The organism is Ruegeria sp. BG11, assembly GCF_056538565.1.
Window position 1 is genome coordinate 67,661 of sequence record NZ_JBQFTH010000005.1, and the last position, 23,492, is coordinate 91,152.

The 23,492-nt window shown below is 57.7% G+C and carries 26 protein-coding genes, 1 tRNA gene and 2 pseudogenes; 21 read left to right on the top strand and 8 right to left on the bottom strand.

Annotation, left to right across the window (positions count from 1 at the left end):
• Positions 1 to 36 precede the first annotated feature (36 nt).
• Genes ACR0JF_RS09545 through tcuB form a run of 3 tightly spaced genes read left to right on the top strand, consistent with a single transcriptional unit; the run spans position 37 to position 3,192 of the window.
• The gene (locus ACR0JF_RS09545) at positions 37 to 717 is read left to right on the top strand and encodes a GntR family transcriptional regulator (protein ID WP_170659845.1); all 681 of its coding nucleotides are present in this window, start codon (positions 37 to 39) and stop codon (positions 715 to 717) included.
• An 11-nt stretch (positions 718 to 728) separates the two neighbouring features.
• Positions 729 to 2,123, top strand: a complete 1,395-nt coding sequence (gene tcuA, locus ACR0JF_RS09550) for an FAD-dependent tricarballylate dehydrogenase TcuA (RefSeq protein ID WP_170659846.1) — start codon at positions 729 to 731, stop codon at positions 2,121 to 2,123.
• Positions 2,113 to 3,192 (top strand): tricarballylate utilization 4Fe-4S protein TcuB, encoded by a 1,080-nt coding sequence (tcuB, locus tag ACR0JF_RS09555; RefSeq protein ID WP_170659847.1) that lies wholly within the window; start codon positions 2,113 to 2,115, stop codon positions 3,190 to 3,192. The genes tcuA and tcuB overlap by 11 nt, the downstream gene beginning before the upstream one ends.
• Positions 3,193 to 3,219: 27 nt before the next feature.
• On the opposite strand, the pseudogene ACR0JF_RS09560 reads toward tcuB, so the two are convergent.
• From ACR0JF_RS09560 to ACR0JF_RS09570, 3 genes and pseudogenes are all read right to left on the bottom strand, one after another.
• Positions 3,220 to 3,483, bottom strand: a pseudogene (locus ACR0JF_RS09560) (DUF6538 domain-containing protein); the annotation flags it as partial.
• A 128-nt stretch (positions 3,484 to 3,611) separates the two neighbouring features.
• A tRNA-Ala gene (locus ACR0JF_RS09565) sits at positions 3,612 to 3,687 on the bottom strand.
• Between the two features lie 140 nt (positions 3,688 to 3,827).
• Positions 3,828 to 4,154, bottom strand: a complete 327-nt coding sequence (locus ACR0JF_RS09570; protein ID WP_170377607.1) for a TIGR02300 family protein — start codon at positions 4,152 to 4,154, stop codon at positions 3,828 to 3,830.
• Between the two features lie 100 nt (positions 4,155 to 4,254).
• Between ACR0JF_RS09570 and ACR0JF_RS09575 the strand changes: the two genes are divergently transcribed.
• The 3 genes from ACR0JF_RS09575 to ACR0JF_RS09585 all read left to right on the top strand — a co-directional run bounded on the left by ACR0JF_RS09575 (position 4,255) and on the right by ACR0JF_RS09585 (position 6,970).
• Positions 4,255 to 4,950, top strand: a complete 696-nt coding sequence (locus tag ACR0JF_RS09575; protein WP_170659865.1) for a YgjP family zinc-dependent metalloprotease — start codon at positions 4,255 to 4,257, stop codon at positions 4,948 to 4,950.
• Positions 4,951 to 4,980: 30 nt separating this feature from the next.
• Positions 4,981 to 5,628, top strand: coding sequence for a GntR family transcriptional regulator (locus ACR0JF_RS09580; protein ID WP_170377611.1), 648 nt, complete (start codon positions 4,981 to 4,983; stop codon positions 5,626 to 5,628).
• A 211-nt stretch (positions 5,629 to 5,839) separates the two neighbouring features.
• A complete protein-coding gene (locus ACR0JF_RS09585) occupies positions 5,840 to 6,970 on the top strand; it encodes a lytic murein transglycosylase (RefSeq protein ID WP_170659866.1) in 1,131 nt (376 codons plus the stop codon).
• Positions 6,971 to 6,974: 4 nt separating this feature from the next.
• Here the strand turns inward: ACR0JF_RS09585 and ACR0JF_RS09590 are convergent, their stop codons facing one another.
• The gene (locus ACR0JF_RS09590; RefSeq protein ID WP_170659867.1) at positions 6,975 to 7,937 is read right to left on the bottom strand and encodes an acetyl-CoA carboxylase carboxyltransferase subunit alpha; all 963 of its coding nucleotides are present in this window, start codon (positions 7,935 to 7,937) and stop codon (positions 6,975 to 6,977) included.
• 123 nt (positions 7,938 to 8,060) lie between these two features.
• Here ACR0JF_RS09590 and ACR0JF_RS09595 point away from each other — a divergent pair, with 123 nt between their 5' ends.
• On the top strand, positions 8,061 to 8,894 hold the full coding sequence (locus tag ACR0JF_RS09595) for an AraC family transcriptional regulator (protein WP_170659868.1): 834 nt from the start codon (positions 8,061 to 8,063) through the stop codon (positions 8,892 to 8,894).
• Here the strand turns inward: ACR0JF_RS09595 and ACR0JF_RS09600 are convergent, their stop codons facing one another.
• A complete protein-coding gene (locus ACR0JF_RS09600; protein WP_170640523.1) occupies positions 8,895 to 9,491 on the bottom strand; it encodes a LysE family translocator in 597 nt (198 codons plus the stop codon).
• 73 nt (positions 9,492 to 9,564) lie between these two features.
• On the opposite strand from ACR0JF_RS09600, the gene ACR0JF_RS09605 reads away from it, so the two are divergent.
• Positions 9,565 to 10,017, top strand: coding sequence for an Lrp/AsnC family transcriptional regulator (locus ACR0JF_RS09605; RefSeq protein WP_170640521.1), 453 nt, complete (start codon positions 9,565 to 9,567; stop codon positions 10,015 to 10,017).
• Between the two features lie 92 nt (positions 10,018 to 10,109).
• Entirely contained in the window at positions 10,110 to 10,679 is a 570-nt protein-coding gene (locus ACR0JF_RS09610) for a PA14 domain-containing protein (RefSeq protein ID WP_170659869.1), read from the top strand.
• Positions 10,680 to 10,721: 42 nt separating this feature from the next.
• Here ACR0JF_RS09610 and ACR0JF_RS09615 read toward each other — a convergent pair whose 3' ends face one another.
• Positions 10,722 to 11,684, bottom strand: a complete 963-nt coding sequence (locus ACR0JF_RS09615; RefSeq protein WP_170659870.1) for an L-malyl-CoA/beta-methylmalyl-CoA lyase — start codon at positions 11,682 to 11,684, stop codon at positions 10,722 to 10,724.
• A 95-nt stretch (positions 11,685 to 11,779) separates the two neighbouring features.
• Here ACR0JF_RS09615 and ACR0JF_RS09620 point away from each other — a divergent pair, with 95 nt between their 5' ends.
• The 4 genes and pseudogenes from ACR0JF_RS09620 (at position 11,780) to ACR0JF_RS09635 (ending at position 14,905) form a co-directional block, all read left to right on the top strand.
• Positions 11,780 to 11,950: a hypothetical protein gene (locus ACR0JF_RS09620; RefSeq protein WP_170659871.1), complete on the top strand. Its 171-nt coding sequence runs from the start codon at positions 11,780 to 11,782 to the stop codon at positions 11,948 to 11,950.
• Positions 11,951 to 11,980: 30 nt separating this feature from the next.
• Positions 11,981 to 13,002: pseudogene (dgcN, locus tag ACR0JF_RS09625) on the top strand (N-acetyltransferase DgcN).
• A gap of 66 nt (positions 13,003 to 13,068) precedes the next feature.
• Positions 13,069 to 14,034 (top strand): N-acetyl-D-Glu racemase DgcA, encoded by a 966-nt coding sequence (dgcA, locus tag ACR0JF_RS09630; protein WP_170659873.1) that lies wholly within the window; start codon positions 13,069 to 13,071, stop codon positions 14,032 to 14,034.
• A 10-nt stretch (positions 14,035 to 14,044) separates the two neighbouring features.
• Entirely contained in the window at positions 14,045 to 14,905 is an 861-nt protein-coding gene (locus ACR0JF_RS09635; RefSeq protein ID WP_170659874.1) for a D-amino-acid transaminase, read from the top strand.
• Positions 14,906 to 15,000: 95 nt separating this feature from the next.
• Here the strand turns inward: ACR0JF_RS09635 and ACR0JF_RS09640 are convergent, their stop codons facing one another.
• Positions 15,001 to 16,299 (bottom strand): hypothetical protein, encoded by a 1,299-nt coding sequence (locus ACR0JF_RS09640; RefSeq protein WP_170659875.1) that lies wholly within the window; start codon positions 16,297 to 16,299, stop codon positions 15,001 to 15,003.
• A gap of 14 nt (positions 16,300 to 16,313) precedes the next feature.
• Entirely contained in the window at positions 16,314 to 16,796 is a 483-nt protein-coding gene (locus tag ACR0JF_RS09645) for a hypothetical protein (RefSeq protein WP_170659876.1), read from the bottom strand.
• Positions 16,797 to 17,234: 438 nt separating this feature from the next.
• Between ACR0JF_RS09645 and ACR0JF_RS09650 the strand changes: the two genes are divergently transcribed.
• From ACR0JF_RS09650 to ACR0JF_RS09685, 8 genes are all read left to right on the top strand, one after another.
• Entirely contained in the window at positions 17,235 to 17,450 is a 216-nt protein-coding gene (locus ACR0JF_RS09650) for a DUF1127 domain-containing protein (RefSeq protein WP_170472137.1), read from the top strand.
• A 206-nt stretch (positions 17,451 to 17,656) separates the two neighbouring features.
• Entirely contained in the window at positions 17,657 to 18,130 is a 474-nt protein-coding gene (gene rplO, locus ACR0JF_RS09655; RefSeq protein ID WP_170659877.1) for a 50S ribosomal protein L15, read from the top strand.
• A gap of 109 nt (positions 18,131 to 18,239) precedes the next feature.
• Complete coding sequence (secY, locus tag ACR0JF_RS09660) at positions 18,240 to 19,604, top strand: preprotein translocase subunit SecY (RefSeq protein ID WP_170555668.1); 1,365 nt, start codon at positions 18,240 to 18,242, stop codon at positions 19,602 to 19,604.
• Entirely contained in the window at positions 19,601 to 20,245 is a 645-nt protein-coding gene (locus ACR0JF_RS09665; protein WP_170377639.1) for an adenylate kinase, read from the top strand. Before secY ends, ACR0JF_RS09665 begins: the two co-directional genes overlap by 4 nt.
• Positions 20,246 to 20,324: 79 nt before the next feature.
• Positions 20,325 to 21,341 carry a DUF1254 domain-containing protein gene (locus ACR0JF_RS09670; RefSeq protein WP_480669195.1) on the top strand — a complete coding sequence of 339 codons (1,017 nt, stop codon included), beginning with the start codon at positions 20,325 to 20,327 and terminating at the stop codon, positions 21,339 to 21,341.
• Between the two features lie 208 nt (positions 21,342 to 21,549).
• Entirely contained in the window at positions 21,550 to 21,918 is a 369-nt protein-coding gene (rpsM, locus tag ACR0JF_RS09675; protein ID WP_170377641.1) for a 30S ribosomal protein S13, read from the top strand.
• 15 nt (positions 21,919 to 21,933) lie between these two features.
• Entirely contained in the window at positions 21,934 to 22,323 is a 390-nt protein-coding gene (rpsK, locus tag ACR0JF_RS09680) for a 30S ribosomal protein S11 (protein WP_008757289.1), read from the top strand.
• A gap of 114 nt (positions 22,324 to 22,437) precedes the next feature.
• Positions 22,438 to 23,454: a DNA-directed RNA polymerase subunit alpha gene (locus ACR0JF_RS09685; protein ID WP_170377644.1), complete on the top strand. Its 1,017-nt coding sequence runs from the start codon at positions 22,438 to 22,440 to the stop codon at positions 23,452 to 23,454.
• Positions 23,455 to 23,492 lie beyond the last annotated feature (38 nt).

Genomic DNA, 23,492 nt, shown 5'->3' on the forward strand with positions numbered 1-23,492 from the left:
TATACAACTGGACGCAAGAAGACAAGAGAGCGTTCGATGACCATTCAAGACGACCCCTTACAGCCTGGTCCACAAGGCAATTCAGCGTATCAACGCCTGCTGGATGAGATTCGGGATGGCACACTTCTGCCTGGCGAACGCCTGCGCGAGATTGAGTTGTCGGAACGACTAGGCGTCAGCCGTACTCCCGTGCGCGAGGCTATCCGGCAGTTAGAGGCCGACGGGCTAGTCACTCATGTGCCACGGCAGGGCGCAACTGTACGCAGCCTTGATTACGCCGAAGTAATGGAGCTCTATGAGATGCGCGCGGTGCTCGAGGGAACTGCGGCCCGTTTAGCCGCGCGTGCTGCGTCGGATGTCGAGTTGGACGAGCTGGGCGTCTTGAATGATCGCTTGGCTGAGGCTGGCACCGGTTCGGAAACGGCTCGGATCAACCGGATTTTCCACGCCACACTTTTGGACGCAGCAAAGAACCGGTTTCTTGCCAAGTCGATGTTGTCTTTGCAAAAAGCGCTGTTGATCCTTGGGCCGTCGCAATTGCTGGACGGTGATCGGGCCGAGACAGCAGTGGCAGAGCATAAGCGCGTCATGGCTGCCTTAAAGGCCCGCGATGGCGCAGCGGCTGAAACAGAAATGCGTGCGCATATTCAGGCCGCACAACGGATGCGTATTCGGGCGTTGCAAGAGCGCGACCGGACAACCGACGAAAATCAATAGGTAGACAGGATATGGCCACCCAAAAGGAAGCTTATGATATCGCTGTGATCGGCGGTGGGAACGCAGCCCTCTGCGCCGCGATGACCGCTGCCGAGGCAGGCGCCCGTGTTCTGATCCTTGAGACGGCACCAAAACCCTATCGTGGTGGAAACTCCCGCCATACGCGCAATTTTCGTTGTATGCATGGCGCTCCTCTGGGCCCGCTGGTCGAAGAATACAGTGAGGATGAGTATCTTGAAGATCTGCTCAAGGTCACTGGCGGCAAAACCGACGAACATCTTGCTCGCCTCGCGATCCGAACCTCCGAGGAATGCCTGCCGTGGATGGAAGAACACGGGGTGCGGTTCCAACCCTCTCTGTCCGGGACATTGTCACTGGCGCGGACCAACGCCTTCTTCATGGGGGGCGGGAAGTCTTTGGTAAACGCATATTACCGAACTGCTACTGGTTTGGGTGTCGATGTTCTGTACGAAGCTGCTGTCACGCATCTGGAGTTGAAAGGTGATCGGATCGAGTGGGTCGACTACACCTATGAGGGCCAGTCTCATCGTATCACGCCCAAGGCGGTCATCGTTGCCTCGGGTGGGTTTCAGGCCGACACCGATTGGCTGACCCGTGCATGGGGTGAACCTGCCAAGAATTTCTTGATCCGGGGCACACCCTATAACCGTGGCGTGGTTCTGTCTGATTTGCTGGATCAGGGTGTGGACAGCGTCGGCGATCCGACCCAGTGCCACGCCGTCGCAATTGACGGGCGCGCGCCGAAGTTTGACGGCGGTATCGTCACCCGCCTGGACTGCGTGCCGTTTTCAATTGTCGTGAACAAGAATGCCGAGCGGTTTTATGACGAGGGCGAAGACGTATGGCCCAAGCGCTATGCGATCTGGGGGCGTCTTGTTGCGGCCCAGCCGGATCAAGTTGGCTATGTGATCATCGATGCGAAGTCGCTGAACCTGTTTATGCCCTCGGTCTTTCCACCGCTAAAGGCGGACACCTTGGAAGAACTGGCCGGAATGATGGATCTGCCTGCCGACAAGTTGAAAGCGACTGTTGCTGAATTCAACGAAGCATGCGGTGATACCAGTGGGTTTCATCCGACTGAGTTGGACGGGGTCACGACCTCGGGTCTGACGCCGCCCAAGACGAACTGGGCGCGTCCGATCACCGAGCCGCCCTTTTATGGCTACTCGCTGCGCACCGGCGTGACCTTCACCTATCTGGGTCTGAAGGTCGACGACACAGCGCAGTGCTCGACGTCCAGCGGCAAGATCAAAAACCTTTGGGCCGCTGGCGAAACCATGGCCGGGTCGATCTTGGGGCAAGGTTACTTGGCCGGGTTCGGCATGACTATCGGAACCGTTTTTGGACGCATCGCAGGACGTGAGGCCGCCGCTTATGCAAACTGAACTAATTCAAGAAGCCCGCCGTCAGGCCGAGATTTGCAACGCCTGCCGGTATTGCGAGGGCTACTGCTCAGTCTTTCCATCCCTGCATGCGGAACGCGCGTTTTCCGGTGGAGACATCACGCAGCTGGCCAACCTCTGCCACAACTGCAGAGGCTGCTACTACGCCTGTCAGTATACCGCACCGCACGAGTTTGACCTGAACCTGCCGAAAGCTCTGGCCGAAGTGCGGCGGGACAGCTGGGAAAGCTTCGCCTGGCCGCAGCCTCTGGCGCGCCGGTTTCACACTCACGGCGGGGCTATTGCCTTGGCTCTGGTGATTGGATTTGCCCTGTTATTCTGGGCAATTCGCGCCATTGGATCAAGCGGAGGAGAGGGGTTCTATGCCGTCCTGTCCCACGATGCGATGGTCGCAATCTTTGCGCCGGCATTCTTGTTACCGCTTGTTAGCGTGGCTATCAGCCTAAGGCGCTATTGGGCGGAAGTCGGTGGCAAACCCCTCCAATTGTCTGATTTGATGGCCGCGTTCAAACGCGCCGGCAAGATGCAGGATCTGGCTGCCGGGCATGGTGAGGGATGCAACTTTGAAGATGAAGATCGGTTCAGCCAGGGGCGCCGTCACATCCACCATGCTATCATGTACGGCTTCCTGCTGTGTTTCGCGTCGACCTCGGTGGCGACAGTTATGCACTACGGGTTCGGGTTGCACGCGCCCTACGGGTTCTGGTCCCTGCCTAAACTCTTCGGGGTTTCCGGAGGTATCCTGCTGACAGTGGGATGCGGAGCTATGGTTCTGCTCAAGCAAAAATCTGATCGAGCGCTTGGCGATCCGTCTGCTTGGGGTGGAGACATCGGTTTCATCCTGCTGCTCGGTTTTGTCGGCCTAAGCGGGCTGGTCCTTTACGTCCTTGGTTCAACGTCTCTGATGCCTGCGCTGCTTGCTATCCATCTGGGATCGGTTCTGACTTTCTTCCTGCTAATGCCCCACACCAAGATGGCTCATGGCTTCTATCGGCTCGCGGCTTTGATCAGAGACGCGCAGCGGAAAAGAGAACTATCAGTTGTTTCCTAGTAAACACCCAACAATAGGCGCGTTTCTTCATCTTCCTTCAGCCGGAAGTTGTAGTATACGGCCTTGATTTGTTGATCTGATCTGAGGCCAGTTCAGCTCAAGCTTCCTGTCCTTGGGCTTTGAGCAAACATAGGTGGCGTCAAATTGTTGGTCGACCTCAACGGCAGCGAAACGGACCTTCCGAATAGCATCGGCGTTGTCCTTCGTCCTCAAAGAGAACGTTTCTTCGGTATTCGGGTAGGTCGCTGCGATGTCTGCAGGGACGGTTGCGCGGTGATAGTAGACGTCGCCATGTCTATAGAGTCGGGGTGTCGAGGCATCTTCTCAAGCGTCCTCTCTGTGACACCTCACTGTAACAGAATCGTTTCTAAGCTCTTGTAAATTAGGGGATAAACTCAAATCAACAGTATATCAAGATTTGGTGGAGCCTAGGGGAGTCGAACCCCTGACCTCTTGCATGCCATGCAAGCGCTCTCCCAACTGAGCTAAGGCCCCTTCCAGGTACTGCCGAAGCAGTGGGCGGACGTTTATGAGACAGCGCGCACGAGTGCAAGAGCAAATTTTGAATTCCGCGAAAAACTATGCGCCACCTCGCGCCACGAAAAAGGGCGGCCAGTGGCCGCCCCCGTATCGGATCAGTTTTCGTCTTCCGAGGACATGTCTTTGATGTCGTCCAGCGAAACATCATCATTGCCGTCGTCATCATCGTCCAGCAGATCGTCATCCAGGTCGACGTCGACATTGTCGTCATCATCCAGAACCAGATCATCCTCGGATGCGTTTTCGCGCGCTTTCTTGGTTGCCGCATCTTCGGCATCGGCCGCGATCATCCGGCTCTTGCCGGTTTCAAGTTCCACGATCTCGCCCGTGTAGGGGCTGACGATCGGGTCTTTGTTCAGGTCATAAAACCGCTTACCGGTGGTCGGACAAACGCGCTTTACGCCCCATTCTTCCTTGGGCATGTCAAATCCCCTTGATATCAGGTGAGTCGTCTAAAAGATTCAGTTCACCTGCCACAGGCGGCGGGTGCTGTCAAAGCCTTTGCGCGGAAGAGGACGGGATATGGGGGAACACGCTTTGCCGGGCAGGCCGCCAGTGCCGCTGACGCTGCGCAAATCAGCGCGGGCGCGGCGGATCAGTCTGCGGATTTCCCAATTGGACGGGCGGGTTACCCTGACTTATCCAAACGGCGTGCCCGAGATCGAGGCGTTGAACTTCGCGCGCAGCAAGGAAGATTGGATTCGTCAGAATCTGGCGGGTCAGCCCGAGAGGGAAGACGTTCGCGTTGGCGGCCTGATCCCAGTCGAAGGCATCGAACGCCGAATCGTCCCTGCAACCGGTCGGCGCGTTCAGTTGGGCGCGGACAAGGTGGCTGTCCCGACAGGGGCTGAGGGGCGTCGATTGGCCCGTTTTCTCAAGGAACTTGCTCGGGATCGTCTGAGCGAGGCTTGTGATGACTACGCCGCAATTCTGGGCCGGTCCTACACGACCCTGTCGCTGCGGGACACGCGGTCGCGTTGGGGGTCCTGCACTTCCGACGGCGGGTTGATGTTCTCGTGGCGCTTGATACTCGCCCCGCCCGAAGTTCTGCACTATGTCGCTGCGCATGAGGTGGCGCATCTGGCGGAGATGAACCACTCGCCGGCCTTTTGGGCGCAGGTGGAGCGTATATTTGGCCCTTACGATACCCCGCGTCGCTGGCTTAGGGACAATGGAGCCGTGTTGCATCGCTTCCGATTTGACGGGCCAGCGAGTTGACGTCACCGAATTTTGTGATCACATGAGGGCATGATAACGACACGGCCCACGGACTCGAGTATCGCAACGCATGATCGAGTCTATCGCACCCTGAGATCGCGCATTCTGCACGGAGAGATTGCGCCGGGCGAGGCTTTGACCCTCAGGGGCATTGGCAAGGAATTCGGTGTCTCGATGACGCCTGCGCGCGAAGCGGTGCGACGGTTGGCGGCTGAGGGGGCTTTATTTTTGTCGTCATCGGGGCGCGTCTCGACGCCTGAACTGACAAATGACCGAATTGAAGAGCTGGCAGCCCTAAGGGCGCTGCTGGAGGTTGAACTGGCCAGCCGCGCTTTGCCTCGCGCGCATATGGCGCTGATCGACCGGTTGCAGAGCATCAATATGAACGTCGCCGAGATGGTGACCAAGCGCGATGCGGTGGGCTATATCCGAACGAATCTGGAATTTCACCGAACGCTCTACCTGCGCGCGCAGGCGCCTGCGATGTTGGCCATGGCGGAAACCGTTTGGCTACAGCTTGGGCCGACCATGCGTGCGCTTTATGGCCGTTTGCGGCGAACAGAGCCGCCGCATTACCATAAGCTGATCATCGCTGCGCTGAAAGCGGGGGATGAGCCGGGCCTGCGCCTCGCGGTCCGCTCGGACGTGACACAGGGCTTGCGGTTGCTGGTCAGTTAGATCGCTTTGCGTTGATTTGGATCGAAACACGTTGCCTCGCCCTAGGGTCGACGCGCATTTCGATGGTCTTTCCTAAAGTTAAACGCAAAAATGCTTTAGGCGGCCAATTGCCGACCTGTCCAATCGGCGACCGTAGGGGTCAGTCGTTCTGGTTTGCGGGCGCGGACTGCGCTACTCTTGGGCAAATCACAAACCAGAGCAGATTTCAGTCATGATCAATAGACGCAGTTTTTCACTCGGTCTTGGTGCGGCGTTTTTGGCGGCTTGCAGTAATGCGACCACTCCGGCGCGCGCGCCTGCATCCCGAATGCAGCCTGTATCCAATGCGGGCTATGATGCCTGGGTGGCGGGGTTCAAATCCCGCGCTTCTTCACAGGGTATCTCACAATCCACACTGAACCGCGCTTTTCAGGGGGCAGGCTATCTGCCCGGCGTGATCGAACGGGACCGCAATCAGGTCGAGTTCAAGCGCTCGCTTGAGGACTATTTGGCCATAGCTGCCTCGGATGAGCGGATCAGTACCGGCAAACAGATGCTGCAACGCCATAACGGTGTTCTATCGCAGATTGAGGCGCAATACGGCGTCGACAAAGAGGTCGTCGTGGCCGTCTGGGGGCTGGAGAGCCGCTATGGCGCGCGACGCGGTGATGTGCCGGTGATCTCGGCAACCTCGACGCTGGCTTATGACGGGCGGCGCGGAGCGTTTTTCGAGAAGCAACTGATAGCAGCCTTGCAGATCATTCAGGCGGGCGACACATCGGCGGACAACATGACCGGCAGCTGGGCTGGCGCGATGGGGCATACTCAGTTCATTCCGACCTCGTATCTGGCCTATGCGGTCGATTTCACCGGTGATGGGCGACGCGATATCTGGTCCGAGGATCCGTCGGACTCACTGGCTTCAACCGCTGCCTATCTGTCGCGCGCGGGTTGGGTGCGTGGTCAGCCCTGGGGCGGAGAGGTCGGCACCGTTTCCGGCACGCCCGTCGCGGTCTTGCAGCCGCAGGTTCCCGGCCCAAAGATCGCCGTGTTCCGCAATTTCAACGTGATCAAACGCTATAACAACTCGGACAGCTACGCGATCGGCGTGGGCCATCTTTCCGACAGGATTGCCGGCGGCGCGCCGTTCAAGGCATCGTTCGGACCGGATGAAACAGGGCTCACACTGGAAGATCGCAAAGAGTTGCAACGCCGCCTGACTTCGGCCGGGTTCGATACAGAAGGCGCGGACGGCGTGATCGGCAAGAAATCCGAAGCCGCGATCAGCGGCTATCAGCGCGCAAACGGTCTGCCGGTCAACGGCAAGCCTTCGGTTGAGCTGTTGCGCCGGTTGGGCGGCTGACGGTTTACGCCGCCAGCCCTTTTGAGCCGATATCCAGGAACTTCTGACGGCGATCCTTGATCAGGGCCGCCGCATCCTTACCGTCCAGCTCTTTCAGCATGGCCGCAATGGCGGAACGGACCGATTCAATTGCAGCCGGACGATCGCGATGGGCGCCGCCTTTTGGTTCGGTGATGATGCGATCGCAGACACCCAAATTGTAAAGGTCCTGCGCGGTCAAGCGCAGTGCCTCGGCGGCCTCACGCATCTTCTCGGCGTCTTTCCAAAGAATCGAGGCACAGCCTTCGGGTGAGATCACCGAATAGACTGAATGCTCCAGCATCGCGACGCGGTTCGCGGTGGCAAAGGCCACAGCCCCACCAGAGCCACCTTCACCGATGATGACCGAAACCAGAGGCACTCCGATTTTCAGGCACATCTCGGTCGACCGGGCAATCGCTTCGGACTGACCGCGCTCCTCTGCGCCCTTGCCGGGGTAGGCCCCTGCGGTGTCGATCAGGGTCACGACCGGCAGACCAAACCGCCCGGCCATCTCCATCAGGCGGACGGCTTTGCGGTAGCCTTCAGGGCGGGCCATGCCGAAATTCCGCTCGATCCGCGACTTGGTATCCGAACCTTTTTCATGGCCGATCACCATCACCGGCTGGTCGTTGAACCGGGCCAGCCCGCCGATCACAGCCAGATCGTCGGCAAAGTTGCGATCCCCGGCCAGCGGCGTGAACTCGGTAAAAAGCTCTTTGACATAATCCTGACAATGAGGCCGCTCGGGGTGACGTGCGACCTGACATTTCCGCCAGGGGGTCAGATCGGCATACAGCTCATCCAGCAGCTTGGCGGCTTTGGCGTCCAGAGCTGAGGCTTCCTCGGCCACATCCATCTCTTCATTTGCGCGGGCCAGGGCGCGCAGCTCTTCTGCTTTGCCTTCGATCTCGGCCAGCGGTTTTTCGAAATCCAGATACTGGGTCATGACGCCTCTCAACGCGGAAGTTCCCTGCTATATGACGCGTGGTCGCTTGGGATGCAACTCAGCAAGATTTGTGAGAGCCGATTATGCGACCACGATTGGGCAGAGAGAAGGAAGGGATGCCAGATGGCAACCAGTTACGAGGACCGCATCCTGCGGGTGCTGACCTATATCCACGAACACCCCGATGGAGATCTGTCGCTGGATGCGCTGGCTGATGTCGCTGCGATGTCGCGGTTTCATTGGCACCGCGTGTTCCGCGCATTGACAGGCGAAACCTGCGCCCAAGCGGTACGTCGGATACGGCTGCACCGTGCGGCGGTCCAACTGGTCCGGTCAGACAACTCGATGTCGCAGGTTGCGCATTCCGTTGGCTACCCCAACCCGAACTCTTTCATCCGGGCCTTTACCGAGGCCTATGGCAGCAGCCCCGCCGCTTTCCGCAAAGCCGGTCAGTTTCTGCCAGCCCATCCAAACTTCAAAACCGGAGGATATCCGATGCATCCTGTGACCACCCGAACCGAACCCGCCCGCCGCGTGATCGCCTTGCCGCACAAAGGCGCATATTCCGAAATTGGCAAAAGCTTTGAAGCGTTCGGCGCGTTGTGCGAATCTCGTCAACTTTGGCCGCAAGTTGGCCCTGTAGTTGGTATCTACTTTGACAGCCCCGATGAGGTGCCAGAGGATCAGTTGCGCAGCTATGCCGGGGCCGAATTCCGTGGGAAAGGTACTCCCGATGGGATGGAGGACGTGCAGATCGCCGGGGGAAAGACAGCGGTGCTAACCTACAAAGGGCCCTATTCTGGCTTGGAGGCCGCCTACCACAGTCTTTTTGGAAACTGGTTGCCTGAATCAGGGGAAGAGCCAGCAGATCAACCCTGCTACGAGATCTACCTCAACGATCCGCGCGACACCGTGCCCGAGGATCTGTTGACCGAGATCTGCCTGCCGCTGAAGTGATCAGCTCGGCCACAATACCGGATAGAGCGAGGCCACTAGCAGGGCTGCCATTGTCCAGTTGAATACCACCAACCGGCGCGGATTCGTCAGGAGCCGCGCCATTTGCTGCCCCAGGACCGTCCAGGTGCTGACTGAGGGCAAGTTGACCGCTCCGAACACAAGCGCAACGATGATGATGACATTGAGAGTCTGACCCGGCGCATAAGCCGTTGTCGCGGTCAGCGCCATAGCCCAGGCCTTTGGGTTGACCCATTGAAAGGCGGCGGCCTGTAGAAAGCTCATCGGCGTACCCACGTCAGCGCCTTTCTCGGCCGGTGCGGCATGCGCGATCTTCCACGCCAGATACAACAGATATGCGACCGAGGCTGCCTTCAGCACCGTGTAGCTGACCGGGTATTGGTTGAACACCTGCACCAGACCCGCGCCAACCAGCAGCACCATGAAGGTGAAGCCAAGCCCGATACCCAACATATGCGGAATCGTACGCCGAAAGCCGAAATTGGCGCCAGATGCCATCAGCATCAGGTTGTTCGGTCCCGGCGTAATGGACGAGACGAAGGCAAAGGCGATCAGGGCCAAAAGGATATCGTAGGTCATGCGGGGGATATTTACCCCATATGGCGCAAATGAAATTGCGTTATTGTGCGTGAGTGATCTAGTTTAACAATTAATGACGAAAATGGATCGAATAAACCGCGAAATATTGCGTGAACTCTCAACGGATGGGCGCATCAGCAATCTTGAGCTGGCGGATCGTGTCGGGCTATCCCCGTCGGCCTGTTTGCGTCGCGTGCAAGAGTTGGAGAAGGCCGGAGTCATCACCGGTTACCGCGCTATTCTGGACCCGACCGCGCTTGGCAAGGGGTTTGTCGCCTATATCGGCGTTGGTCTGGGAGAGCATACAAAAGCCGCTCAGGAAGGGTTTGAACGGGCCTTGCAGCGCGCGCCCGAAGTGGTTGAATGCCACAATATCACCGGCACGATCGAATACCTTTTGCGCGTGGAATGCGCGGACCTTCCGTCGTACAAGGTTTTTCACACCGATGTGCTGGGAACATTGCCCCATGTCACGTCGATCACGTCGTACGTGGTCATGGGCTCGCCCAAGGATTTGCGGAGTTGATCGAAGGTTTACGTCTTATTGGACGGGAATTTGACTCTAATTCCGCAAAATGCTTCGGTGCGGCCTGACAGATATCATTTGGGGGAGGCGACATGTTTTCGCGACTAGCAATAATCTCAACCCTTGCGGCCATCGCAGGTACGGCAAGTCTTGCAGCGGAAACTGCAGAGCTTGCTCCGGTCCAGACCGATGTGAAGCCGGGCTTGAACGTGGTCTATGCTGAAGCGCCAAAAAAGATCAAAAGCCTTGAGCAGGCACGGGAATTGATCGACACGATCGGTGTTGCCGCGGACCCTGTGCCCGCATTTGATTTTCGAGATACCGAAGACGGTGACCCGGTCATGACAGCATCGCAGCCCTATAACGTGGCGGCGGAAATCACCGGGCTGATCAGGATTGATGAACCCGGTACCTACCAGTTTGAGGTTTATTCAAACGATGGAGCGGAAACAAAGCTGGGTGGGCAAACAATCGGATACTTCGACGGGGTGCAGGGCTGCGAAGGCAACGGTGTAAACGAAGTCGAAATTCCCGAAGCGGGTTGGTACGAGCTTACCACTTTGTATTTCCAGAAGGGCGGAAGTTCTTGCCTGATGATGAAATGGGGCAAGGACGGTCAGGACCTCGAATGGGTCCCGAACGATATCTTCGGACATAACTGAACCAGAACAAGGCGCCGTTTTGGTGCCTTGATCCGACTTGGCTTAGCCGTTCGCGGCGATCAACTCGGCTTGGGCGACGATGACCTCGGCCTGTTTGATCGACGCGATGTCGACCAGGCGGCCTTTGTAGACTGTCGCGCCTTCGCCATTGGCTTTGGCTTGTTCCATCGCGGCCAGGATTTCGCGGGCCTCGGATACAGCCTCGTCCGACGGGGTGAAGACCTGATTTGCCAGTGCGATCTGCTTGGGGTGGATAGCCCATTTGCCGACCATACCCAAAGTGGCTGAGCGTTTGGCTTGCGCAATATAGCCCTCATCGTCGCTGAAATCACCAAAGGGTCCATCGACCGGCAGAACGCCATGGGTGCGGCACGCGGCGACGATGGCCGCTTGCGCCCAATGCCACGGGTCTGACCAGTGCTTTTCACCTTCGCGCAGCATGTAGTAGTTTTCTTGCGTGCCGCCGATCCCGGTGGTCTGCATGCCCATGGAGGCGGCGAAGTCTGCAGCACCCAGGCTCATCGCCTGCATCCGGGGCGAAGATGCGGCGATCTCCTCGACATGGGCAATGCCAGCCGCGGACTCGATGATAACTTCAAACGAGATCGGCTTGCTCCGACCCTTGGCGCGCTCAATTGCGGTGACCAGAGCGTCTACGGCGTAGACATCTGCTGCGCAGCCGACCTTGGGGATCATGATCTGGTCGAGGCGCTCTCCGGCCTGTTCCAGAACGTCCGCCACATCGCGGTACCAATAGGGCGTATCCAGCCCGTTGATACGCACGGACATGTATTTGTTGCCCCAATCGACGGTTTTCAGCGCCTCGATGACATTAGCGCGGGCGACGTCCTTGTCAGAGGGTGCAACCGAATCCTCAAGGTCCAGGTTGATCACATCCGCAGCAGAGGCCGACATCTTCCGGAACAGCTTTGTGTTCGAGCCTGGGCCGAACAACTGGCAACGGTTTGGTCGCGCCGGAGCGGCGGGTTGGATGCGGAAACTCATCGGGACCTCGCAAGAGTAATGAAGTTACGTTTTGGTTCTCGTTCGGGATATTAAATTGCGCAATGCGGCGCAAGGGTCATTGTGCGGATGCGGCAATGCGTGCGCAGCATTTCTTGCGCATGGCGCAGTTTGCGGGTGCTGAAAGATTGTTCAGTTTAAAAACTTCGAAGAATTTTGCGATCAGACATCAAAATGCGCGAAAAATTATTGGTGAGGGGATGTATGTAGTGAAAATTCGCGAAACGCTCGTTCACGTGGTTCTTTAGTTTGGCGCGGAATCAAAGGAGTGCGACGCAATGATCGAGACACCGTATCTGTTGTTTTTGGGCGATGCGCCCGACCAGTTGGCCGCTAAAGTTGCCATCGGCATCCGTGACTGGCGTCCGGAAAACGCTGTGGGCCAGTACCGCATGCTGTGGGCCAGTACCGCATGGAGGGCTGCAATGCCGATCTGGGTATGACCGACATGACTTTGGCCGAGGCCAAAGAGGCCGGCGCGAAGACGCTGGTTATCGGTGTCGCCAACCGCGGGGGCGTGATCAGCGAGGCCTGGAAAACCGTTCTGATCGAGGCGTTGGAAATGGGCTATGACATCGCGTCGGGCCTGCACAACCTTTTGCGGGACGAAGGCGATCTGGTCGCGGCCGCCCAGACCCACGGCTGCACCCTGCACGATGTGCGGGTGCCGACCGTTGGATACCCCATCGCAAACGGCAAGAAACGCAGCGGCAAGCGTTGCCTGGCTGTTGGCACCGATTGCTCGGCGGGCAAAATGTATACGGCGATGTCGATGGATGCCGAGATGCGCAAGCGCGGCATGAAATCCACTTTCCGTGCCACTGGCCAGACCGGTATTTTGATCACCGGTCAAGGTGTTCCACTCGACGCGGTTGTCGCGGATTTCATGGCGGGTGCGGTCGAATACCTGACGCCCGACAATGATGAAGATCATTGGGATCACATTGAGGGGCAGGGCTCTTTATATCACGTGTCCTATTCGGGCGTCACGATGGCGCTGGTCCATGGCGGTCAGCCCGATGCGTTGATCTTGTGCCATGAGCCGACCCGGACCCATATGCGCGGCCTGCCCGAGTATTCGCTGCCGACGCTGCAGCAGCTGCGCGACACCGCTCTGCCTCTGGCGCGGGTTGGCAATCCGGCCTGTCAGGTTGTTGGCGTTTCGGTCAACACCCAGCACCTCAGCGAGGATGAGGCCACGGCTTACCTGGCTAAGGTCGAGGAAGAGATGGGCCTGCCTACCACTGACCCTTACCGCTTTGGTGCTGGAAAACTGGTGGATGCTCTGTCCGCTCTGTGATCAAAGAAACCCGCCGGAGGATCGTCTTCGGCGGGCATATTTTTGAAAAGATGAAGGAACAGGCGCGTGCAGGTTGAGGTCGCTCGTGATGTGTTTCGGCTGGCGCAGGTGTTTACCATCTCGCGCGGGTCGCGGACCGAAGCAAAGGTTCTGACGGTTCGAATTTCGGACGGAACCCATCAGGGCTGGGGCGAATGCGTGCCTTATGCCCGCTATGACGAAACGCTCGAGTCGGTCGAAGCTGAAATCGCGGCGCTGCCTGCCGAGTTCACGCGGCAATCGCTGATGGACCTGCTGCCCGCCGGGGCCGCGCGGAACGCTGTGGACTGCGCTCTTTGGGATCTGGAGTGCAAGCGTGCGGGCAAGCGCGCTTGGGACTTGGCCGGTCTGCCAGCTCCGGGTCCTGAAATCACGGCCTATACCCTGTCTCTGGCGACGCCCGAGGCGATGCAGAAGCAGGCGGCAGAAAACGCGCATCGCCCGCTTTTGAAGATCAAGCTGGGCACCCCGGACGACATGCCCCGGTTGGAGGCCGTGCGCGCAGGTGCGCCAAAATCCAAGATCATCGTTGATGCCAACGAAGGTTGGTCGGCTGAGGTCTATGCGGATCTTGCACCTCATCTGGTGCGGCTGGGTGTAGAACTGGTCGAGCAACCCTTGCCCTCAGGTGAGGATGACGCGCTGATTGGCATGGAGCGTCCGGTGCCTGTCTGTGCAGATGAATCCTGCCATGACCGGACCAGCCTGCCCAAACTGAAGGGCAAATATGATGTCGTGAACATCAAGCTCGATAAGACCGGTGGTCTGACTGAGGCTTTGCTGCTGCGTGAAGCGGCGTTGGCTGAGGGCTACAAAGTCATGGTCGGTTGCATGGTCGGCAGCTCTCTGGCCATGGCCCCTGCGACATTGCTGGCGCAGGGTGCGATGGTGACAGACCTTGACGGCCCGCTTCTGTTGGCCGAAGACCGCACCAACCCGCTGATTTTTGACGACGCCGGAGTGCATCCGCCTAGCGTGGACCTCTGGGGCTGAGGAGAGTGACATGACCCGCACCGTTTATGTGAATGGCGAATACCTGCCCGAAACCGAGGCCAAGGTATCCATTTTTGACCGCGGTTTCCTGATGGCAGATGCCGTTTATGAGGTGACCAGCGTTCTGGATGGCAAGCTGATCGACTTTGAAGGCCACGCGGTGCGCCTGAAACGTTCTTTGGACGAGCTGCAGATGGCCGAGCCTTGCGCCAAAGACGAGCTACTGGAGATCCACCGCAAGCTGGTCGAGTTGAACGAGATTGACGAAGGTTTGGTTTACCTGCAGGTCTCACGCGGCAGCGATGGGGACCGAGATTTTGTGTTCCCCTCCGCCGACACCAAACCGACGCTGGTTCTGTTCACGCAAAACAAGCCGGGTCTGGCGGATAGCCCTACGGCGCAAAAGGGCGCCAAGATCATCTCGATCGAGGATATCCGCTGGGGACGTCGTGACATCAAGACCGTGCAGCTGCTCTACCCGTCGATGGGCAAGATGATGGCCAAGGCTGCCGGGTGTGATGATGCGTGGATGATCGAAGACGGTCATGTCACCGAAGGCACCAGCAACAACGCCTATTTCGTGAAGAACGGCAAGATCGTCACCCGCCCGCTGTCGAACGAGATCCTGCACGGTATCACCCGCAAGGCCGTTCTGCGCATGGCTGCTGAGGCGCAGATGGAGGTCGAGGAACGTCTGTTCACCATCGACGAGGCGAAAGAGGCGGACGAGGCTTTCACCACATCGGCCAGCGCTTTTGTCATGCCGGTGGTTGAGATTGATGGAGTGGCGCTGGGCGATGGCACCCCTGGCCCAATCGCCAAACGCCTGCGCGAGATCTATCTGGATGAAAGCCGCAAAGCGGCCATTTGAGCGCCAGATCAGCCTAGTTTGAAATGCTATGGAAGTAGCCATTTTGGTTGGCCGCAAAATAGGCCAACCAAACCGACCAGAACCTTAGCGTCGCTTTAGTTGTTGTTCAGGTTTCCGACCCGATCCACGATTTTTGCACAGTCTTTTCGGCTCTGACGCGCGCATGACGCGTTCAGACGTGCGATGACATTCGCAATTGCAGACGGGTAGAGGATCGACGTCTCGGCAACGATCGCCTCGAACAGGGCCTGATACTGTCGGTGATTGTTCACGCTGTAGTAGAAGGCGCGCGGAAGATAGGCCCTTAGTTCATCCTGAAGTTCCTTGTCGCCTTCGAATTGATCGGGCAGTTCACGGCCAGCCAGAGGAAAGTCCTGAGGCTCTTCCCCCGGCGTCACATCGAAATGCAGATAGGCGTTTTCGACATAGCGCGGCAGTAGCTTGCCGAAGCTTGGGTTTTCACGGCGGCACGTGACCGTCTGGGCCAGACCACCGAATTTGTAGAACTCTTCATTAACCCATTCGGAATCCCGATACGCGATGACCGTGAAGTCCAACGACACAGGGCCGCTTGCGGATTCCGTGCCGGTCCCGATTTCAGCGGCCAAAGTGCCGACATATTCTGTACCTGCAGCATTCAGCGCGACGTCGCCCAAGCCAAAGACTTCGATCGCCTTTAGTGACCAGTTTGGACTGTTGGCCGCCCACTCGGATGGCTTGGCTTCATACTCTGCCTTAGGGGCCTTTATGTCGGGCAGGACACTGCGCACAAGGCCGCAGCCCGTCGACACTTCGGAGGCGTAGCCGTCGTGAATGATTAGGCGGGGATGAACGCGATCCTTGACCTGAGTAGTGTAGCCGCGTGCCTCCAACTGATCGAACCCCTCCCTCGTATGCACGATACGCAATTCCGACTGTGGATTGAACAGGACGAGCTTGTCATCGTCGGCTTCTTCAATCTGGAACGAGAACCCGATTCCAACTTCAGCCTCTGAGGTGCAAGCCAGATCCCGGCATCCGGTGTAGGAATGGTGGGTCACAACATCTGTAGTGTCACGGTCGCTAAATGCACCGTTCGAAAGCTCACCCTCCAGCACCACGACACGGATCCCGTTATGCGTTGTACCTGAAAGATACCCGGACCGTCCCGGCGTGGGTTCAAGATTGTAGACGATCGTCATGCCGGGCAAGAAGGTGGCGACCCTGTTGGCCTCTTTCTCCGCGCCAGAGTAGCTCTTTTTGCCTCTGGGTTCATTGTTGCCGATATTGGACAACGCAAATGTCCCGCCCACGACCCAGCGTCCTCCCTCAGGGATGCCGTTTGAGGTTGTTTGGGCAAAAACCGTTGAGACCGAGCAGGTTAGAGCGAGGACGTAGACTGTATTTTTAATCATCGAAAATCTCATTTCTATCGGAAATTCTGCGCCATTTCGTCCAATGAGGCGCCAAAAGTGGACGCGAATACATCCAGAGCGGCCTGATCAATGTCCTCGGGTTGCGCGTGCATCGTCTTGGTCAGGGTTTCTAGGCTCAGAAGGTTATCGTAATCTTGGTCTGGATAATGAATCCTAAGCTCGAGATAGATCGAATTGAGTTCGGTCAGGAGGGCCGAAAACTCGCTCTGACAGGTATCAACGTCGACACTGCGCAGGCTTCGTGCGCAGTCGGTAGACATGTAAGCCTTTGTGAACCGCTTGGTCAGCATGGTCAGCTGATCATTTCGAAACGTATTCAGCGCATCGCGTTTCGATGCCACTTCGATCCGGTTGTCCACCATGGCGATCAGAAATTGAGCGAAGAACACGATCACAAGGCCTGAAAGCAAGGCTTTGAAGGTGATCTCGACCAGGCTTTGAACAAGCGACTCTTTCTTTCCGGTCCAGAACGACATGTCCGACCCCTTTGCCAAGACAGGTTTTCGTCACGCAGTCAGTTATGCTGGGCGTGACGATTGGGACTCAGGTTCAGCAGAGCTGATATCTTGGGTTGCAGGCTGACGCCGGGGCCGTTGATACAGCCGTTAATGCAATTGCAGTTATTAAAACTACTGCAAAACACGTGCAAAAATTCCACGTCATTTCACGCTCCATAACACATTAAACAATATGACAAAGTTATCGGAAACCGCTCGATTCGTCAATTTTGGCAGGTTTTGAGCGGTGTGTGCCACGCTGATCGCCTCGCCGCCAAACCTGGATATGCCCGCCTTGCATAGCGGCTAGACCGTAACTGGCGTTGTCGGCCACGCGGCCCTTTCCTATCTGCTCGCTGTATCCAAAAGGAACACAAAATTTGCCGGGGAATACGCCTCGGTCTGAAAGGAAAGAAAATGGCACATACCGCAACACTCACCCCCTCGACCTTCAATTTCGGCGCACGCGTTTCCGCACTTATTGAACGCATCAAAGTCGCGCGGGCTCGGGCTGCCGAATACCAGCGGACCTACTCCGAACTGCAGCGGCTCAGCAATCGCGAGCTGGATGATATCGGTGTCCGTCGCTGCGATATCGCTGATATTGCGCACAAGCACGCTTACTGCGCCTGAACACCCCCACCACTCACACGCGAAGAGGCGTCCTTTTGGGCGTCTCTTTTGCGTTTGACAGGCTACACATCCACGCGCCACTTGCAACGCGGGCCACAAAGCTGTAGAGCGCCCCGGTGGCATTGCGTCCACGAGAATCAAAACCAAGAAATGCCGTGTTTGGCCCATCACGCTTCGGGGGTCACATCCGGCTTAGGAGAAGCGATATGAAACTGAACGAATTGCGCGATAACCCAGGCGCCTCACCGAAACGGACCCGCGTTGGCCGTGGTCCCGGTTCCGGCAAAGGTAAAATGGGTGGCCGTGGTATCAAAGGTCAGAAATCCCGTTCGGGTGTGGCCATCAACGGCTACGAAGGCGGCCAGATGCCGCTGTACCAGCGTCTTCCCAAGCGTGGCTTCAACAAGCCGAACCGCAAGGAATTCGCCGTTATCAACCTGGGCCTGATCCAGAAATTCGTCGACGCCGGTAAGCTGGACGCCAAAGCTGCGATCACCGAGGACGCTCTGGTTGCTTCCGGTCTGGTTCGTCGCAAGCTGGACGGTATCCGCGTTCTGGCCAAAGGCGAGGTTAGCGCCAAACTGAACCTGGAAGTGACAGGTGCTTCGAAAGCTGCCGTTGAGGCAGTTGAAAAAGCAGGCGGCTCACTGACGGTCACAAAAGCTGCTGCGGCAGAGTAAGCGCTTGTGAGCGGGCGAAGACCCGCTTACATAGAGCACTAAGTTTTCCCAGACGCCGCCCGAGCCGGAAAACGGTTCCGGGCGGTGTTTTCATAAGAGAGACCGATTTATGGTATCAGCAGCAGAACAAATGGCAGCCAACACAAGCTGGTCTGCCCTTGGCAAAGCCACCGATCTGCGCAACCGCATCCTGTTTACACTGGGTTTGTTGATCGTTTATCGCCTGGGCACCTTCATTCCGGTGCCGGGAATCGACGGACAAGCGCTGCGTGAATTCATGGAGCAAGCGGGGCAAGGCATCGGCGGCATGGTTTCGATGTTCACCGGCGGGGCGCTGGGTCGAATGGGTATCTTTGCCCTCGGCATCATGCCCTATATCTCGGCCTCGATCATCGTGCAGCTGCTGACTTCCATGGTTCCCGCGCTCGAGCAACTCAAGAAGGAGGGCGAGCAGGGCCGCAAGAAGATCAACCAATACACTCGTTTCGGTACTGTGGCGCTGGCCACCGTGCAGGCCTATGGTCTGGCCGTTTCGTTGGAATCGGGTGATTTGGCGACCGATCCGGGCCTGTTCTTCCGCATGTCGACCATGATCACTCTGGTCGGCGGCACCATGTTCCTGATGTGGCTGGGTGAGCAGATCACTGCGCGCGGCATCGGAAACGGGATCTCTCTGATCATCTTCGTCGGCATCATCGCCGAAGTTCCGGCCGCTCTGGCTCAGTTCTTTGCCTCGGGTCGTTCGGGCGCAATCAGCCCGGCCGTGATCGTTGGTGTAATCCTCATGGTCATCGTCGTGATCACCTTTGTGGTGTTCATGGAACGGGCCCTGCGAAAGATCCACATTCAATACCCGCGCCGTCAGGCCGGTATGAAGGTTTACGAAGGCGGCTCGAGCCACCTGCCGGTCAAGGTCAACCCGTCGGGCGTTATCCCTGCGATCTTTGCAAGCTCGCTGCTGTTGCTGCCGGTGACGATTTCGACCTTCTCGTCGGGTGCGGCCAACGGTCCGGTCATGTCGTGGCTGCTGGCGAACTTTGGCCCGGGACAGCCGCTCTATCTGCTGTTCTTCGCGTCGATGATCGTGTTCTTCGCGTATTTCTATACGTTCAACGTATCTTTCAAACCGGATGACGTGGCCGACAACCTGAAAAAGCAGAACGGTTTTGTGCCCGGCATCCGCCCTGGCAAGAAAACCGCCGAGTATCTCGAATACGTGGTCAACCGCGTTCTGGTTCTGGGTTCGGCTTATCTCGCGCTGGTCTGTCTGCTGCCCGAAATCGTTCGGAACCAGTTTGCCATCCCGTTCTACTTCGGTGGCACCTCAGTTCTGATTATCGTCTCTGTAACCATGGACACGATCCAACAGGTTCAGAGCCACCTGCTGGCGCATCAATATGAAGGGCTGATCGAAAAGTCCCAACTGCGCGGCAAAGGCAAGAAACGCGGCAGAAAGGGAGCTGCTCGTCGATGAATATCATTCTGCTTGGCCCCCCGGGTGCCGGTAAAGGTACCCAGGCGCGTCATCTGGTCGAAACACGCGGTATGGTGCAGCTTAGCACTGGTGATATGCTGCGCGAGGCCAAGGATAGCGGCACCGAGATGGGCAACCGTGTGGCCGAGGTTATGGCCAAAGGGCAGCTTGTGACCGATGAGATCGTGATCGGTCTGATCCGTGAAAAGCTGGACGCAGGTGCAGAGGGCGGTTTCATCTTTGACGGCTTCCCGCGCACATTGGCACAGGCCGACGCGCTGGGTGAGTTGCTGGACAGCACCGGCAACAGCCTGGACGCCGTGATCGAGATGGAAGTCGACGATGCCGCTCTGGTCGAACGGATCACCGCGCGGTCGACATGTGGCGGCTGTGGCGAGGTCTACAACGACATCACCAAGCCGATTCCCGCAGACGGCAAATGCTCCAATTGCGGCAAAGAGAATGACTTCAAGCGCCGCGCGGATGACAATGAGGAAAGCCTCAAGACCCGCTTGATGGAGTACTACAAGAAAACCTCGCCGCTGATCGGCTACTATTATGCCAAGGGTCAACTGACCAAGATCAACGGACTGGGCGAAATCGAAGAGGTTCAGGGCGCAATCGAAGCTGCCCTAAGGTAACACATCTTGACAATTGAATGTGTGCGTTTGACGAGGTATCACTTCGGCCAACGCGCGCATTTTTTGTTGGGAGATAGCTATGAGTCTATCGCTTAAATCGCTCGCGATGACGTCCGCTCTGACTATGGCAGCAATCGGTGCTTGTGCAGAACCGACGCCGGTGACCATCGACAACTTTGTCCGTGCGGCGACAGATATCGAATTTCGGAAGTATCTGGCGCAGTCGGGCGGCGTCAACACGCTGTTTCATGTGCGCGAGCCTACACCGTTGGATATGCAACCGACGATCCGCATGAACCGGGATACGCTCTATAGCATGGCGGTGGTTGATATTTCGGACGGCGCTGTGCTGACCGTGCCGGACACCGGGGATCGCTATGTCTCCGTACAGGTGGTCAATCAGGATCACTACGTCAATGATGTGTTCCTAGGCGGTGGTACCTATGAGCTGACGATCGATCAGTTCGATACGCCTTATGTTGCGCTGTTGTTTCGGTACCTCGTCGACTCGGAAGACCCCGCAGACATAGCCGAAGTAACCGCGTTGCAGGATGGCGTTACGCTGCAGGCTAATTCGGCGCGTCCTTTCGACGAAGTTCACTATGACAAGGATGCGTTTGATGAGGTGTTGAGCGCCGTGTTGGAGCTGGCGCGTTTCTCACCCGACAGCACCGGCACATTCGGCTCGAAAGAGGCGGTTAACCCTGTGCGCCACCTGCTGGGAACAGCGTTCGGCTGGGGCGGTCTGCCAGAGGCGCAGGCCTTCTATCTGAACGTCGAGCCGGGGCTGGAACTGGGGGCGTACAAGCTCAAGGTTCCTGCCGAGGTTCCGGTTGGCGCGTTCTGGTCGGTCAGCCTGTATAACGCGGCGGGGTTCTTTGAAGAGAACGATCTGGGTGTCTACGTGATCAACTCGGTGACGGGCGATAGCAACCCGGATGGGTCGATGACGGTTCATTTCGGTGGTTGCGACGACGGCCGTATGAATTGCCTGCCGATCATGGAGGGCTGGAACTATACCGTGCGTCTGTACCAATCCGCGCCCGAAGTGATCGACGGGACCTGGACCTTCCCCGAAATCGAGCTTGCGGAGTGAATTCGGGATCAATATGCGATCTGCGCTTGACGCGCGGGTCGCGCGACACTAATTGACGCTATCTCGGAAGAGAATCGAATTGTGCGCGGGTATTCCGTTCACATGATCATATCATAAAATGCTGAGCCCTCTGGCGACACTGCCACGGTTAGGCGTTGTGAAAAAAGGTTCTGGAGTTACGGAACCGCAACGAAAAGGAAAGTGACACGTGGCACGTATTGCCGGCGTAAACATCCCGACTGCAAAGCGGGTACCAATCGCCCTCACATACATCACCGGAATCGGCAACACCTCGGCCAAAGCGATCTGCGAAGCCGTGGGCATTGAAGCGACCCGTCGCGTCAACGAACTGTCCGACGCCGAAGTTCTGAAGATCCGTGAATTCATCGACGAAAACTTTACCGTCGAAGGTGACCTGCGTCGTGAAGTTCAAATGAACGTCAAGCGCCTGATGGATCTGGGCTGCTACCGCGGTCTGCGTCACCGCCGCAACCTGCCTGTTCGCGGTCAGCGCACCCACACCAATGCTCGTACCCGCAAAGGCCCCGCAAAGGCCATCGCTGGTAAGAAGAAATAAGGGAGGGTCTGACTGATGGCACGTGATAAGACTCGCGTTAAGCGCAAAGAGCGTAAGAACATCGCATCGGGCGTCGCCCATGTGAACTCGACCTTCAACAACACCAAGATCCTGATCTCGGACGTGCAGGGCAACGCCATCTCGTGGTCGTCTGCCGGTACCATGGGCTTCAAAGGGTCGCGGAAATCGACTCCCTACGCCGCTCAGATGGCTGCAGAAGATGCAGGCAAGAAGGCGCAGGAACATGGCGTCAAGACGCTGGAAGTCGAAGTTCAGGGCCCCGGTTCGGGTCGTGAATCGGCTCTGCGTGCACTGGCTGCCGTGGGCTTCAACATCACGTCGATCCGCGACGTGACTCCGATCGCTCACAACGGCTGCCGCCCGCCGAAGCGCCGCCGCGTCTAAGCGATTTTGAATTCAGCTGGGGCTGCGTTTTTGCGCGGCCCCAGCATGTCATTTTGAACCTCGGGCGTCTGCACCTTGTTGGTCATGGGGCGCGGACAGGAATGGAGGGATTACATGATCCACAAGAATTGGGCAGAATTGATCAAGCCGACCCAGCTGGACGGCAAGCCGGGCAACGACCCTGCGCGTCAGGCAACCTTGGTTGCTGAACCGCTGGAGCGTGGCTTTGGTCTGACACTGGGCAACGCGCTGCGCCGCGTTCTGATGAGCTCGTTGCAAGGCGCGGCCATCACCAGCGTTCAAATCGACAACGTCCTGCACGAGTTCTCGAGCGTGGCGGGCGTACGTGAAGACGTCACCGACATCATCCTGAACCTCAAAGGCGTGTCGCTGCGCATGGAAGTCGAAGGCCCCAAGCGTCTGTCGATCAATGCCAAAGGTCCCGCGGTTGTCACCGCTGGTGACATCAGCGAAAGCGCCGGCATCGAGGTTCTGAACCGCGATCACGTCATCTGCCACCTGGATGATGGCGCCGACCTGTTCATGGAACTGACCGTCAACACTGGCAAGGGATACGTCTCGGCTGAGAAGAACAAGCCGGAAGATGCACCCATCGGCCTGATCCCGATCGACGCAATCTACTCGCCGGTCAAAAAGGTTGCCTACGACGTTCAGCCGACCCGTGAAGGTCAGGTTCTGGACTATGACAAGCTGACCCTGAAGATCGAAACCGACGGTTCGATCACGCCGGAAGACGCGCTGGCCTATGCTGCGCGCATCCTGCAGGATCAGCTGTCGATCTTCGTCAACTTCGACGAGCCGGAATCGGCTGGCCGCCAGGACGAAGACGATGGTCTGGAGTTCAACCCGCTGCTGCTGAAGAAAGTCGACGAGCTGGAGCTGTCGGTCCGTTCGGCAAACTGCCTGAAGAACGACAACATCGTTTACATCGGCGACCTGATCCAGAAGACCGAAGCCGAGATGCTGCGCACCCCGAACTTCGGCCGCAAGTCGCTGAACGAGATCAAAGAAGTGCTGTCCGGCATGGGTCTGCACCTCGGCATGGATGTCGAGGATTGGCCGCCCGACAACATCGAAGATCTGGCGAAGAAATTCGAAGACGCGTTCTAAGCGCGTCTTCACAAATGCCCGGGCTTCCGGGGACTGTA